The organism is Alteribacillus persepolensis, assembly GCF_900099605.1.
GTDB lineage: Bacteria > Bacillota > Bacilli > Bacillales > Marinococcaceae > Alteribacillus > Alteribacillus persepolensis.
This window is the reverse complement of record NZ_FNDK01000063.1, coordinates 1-1341: the sequence shown is the minus strand read 5'-3', so window position 1 is coordinate 1341 and position 1341 is coordinate 1. Positions and strand designations below refer to the sequence as shown.

The window sequence follows — 1341 nt, the reverse complement described above, 5'->3', positions numbered from 1 at the left end:
ATCACCCAAGTCTTCTTTGAAGGAGATGAATGGCTTGAAAGCGATGTCGCAGAAGGTGTTCGTGACGAACTGCTCACCAAACTAGAAGACAAAGGGGATCATAAAGAAGCTTCTCTCAACTTCGTTATGCGTCCGCTGTAAGCATTGGCTGATAAGGGGATTCGTTGCAAAACGTGTGGACGATTCCCCTTTCTTTTTCCTACGGTTCACCAATTACAAATTAAACGAACTTTGATAAGCTGCTAAGTCTTCACTAATTTCTTTTGCTGCTTCTTGCAGCAACGCAAGATATTCGTTTTTCATATACGCGGCACTGACTCTGCTGGCATTGGCAGAACAATTCACTGCAGCATACACCTCATGTTGTCGATTATAAATCGGAACAGCAATCGAGCGAACCCCTTCTTCTAATTCTTCATTTGCAAAAGACCAGCCTTGCCGTTTAATCGTTCGTAATTCTTCTCGTAATGCTTCCGAATCAGCTTTCGTATTATCCGTCAGCTGTTTCGCTTTCAATTGCTGAATATATCTTTCTCTTTCGTTCTCTGGTAAATAAGCTAGCAGCAATTTTCCCATAGACGTCGCATAAGCCGGCAGCCTTGATCCTACATTTAAAGAGATCGTCATAATTCTTTCCGTAGGCACTCGTGCCACATAGACAACCTCGTCCCGGTCCAGCACAGAAATAGAAGAAGATTCCCGGGTGCGCTTTACGAGTTTTTCCAAATAAGGAGTTGCGATATTCCATATATTCTGCGAAGAAAGGTAAGAGTAACCAAGCGATAGTACTCTTGGTGTTAACATATATCTTCCACTTTTTTCTTCCATGTAACCTAGTGTTTGTAACGTAATAAAAATGCGGCGTACCGTTGGACGGCTGTAACCAGTCACTTCTGCGGCTTCTGAAACCGTCATAATAGGATTATCTGCAGAAAATGCCTTCAACACATTTATGCCTTTTTCAAGTGATTTAATAAAATCCCTGGATTCTGAAGGTTGGTGATTAATTGTCATCACGTTTTCACTTCCCTTTTTGACAAATACATACAATTGTCGATTTTATCATATTTCCGTCTCCATAAAACCAATCGCCTGCACTTTCTTTTTTCAGACAACTGGGTGTTGAAATTGCCAAAATAAATTGACAAATCTGCAAAATCATCTTACAATAAAATCACATTACGTACAAATTTACGCATTGCGTACAAATCTTTTACATTCATTTTTACAAGGGGGAATACACATTATGTCTGAAAAAACGGCTGTCAAAAAGAATGAGCGTGTCGAAGAAGTCTTTAACCTGTTTATTAAGCACATGAAAGAGTTTTTGAAAGAAGCGAA

At 39.8% G+C, this 1341-nt stretch carries 1 protein-coding gene; it reads right to left on the bottom strand.

The window, feature by feature from the left end; all coding sequences use genetic code 11:
• Positions 1-213 precede the first annotated feature (213 nt).
• Positions 214-1014 (bottom strand): IclR family transcriptional regulator domain-containing protein, encoded by an 801-nt coding sequence (locus BLT18_RS17910; RefSeq protein ID WP_091277152.1) that lies wholly within the window; start codon positions 1012-1014, stop codon positions 214-216.
• Positions 1015-1341: the final 327 nt, after the last annotated feature.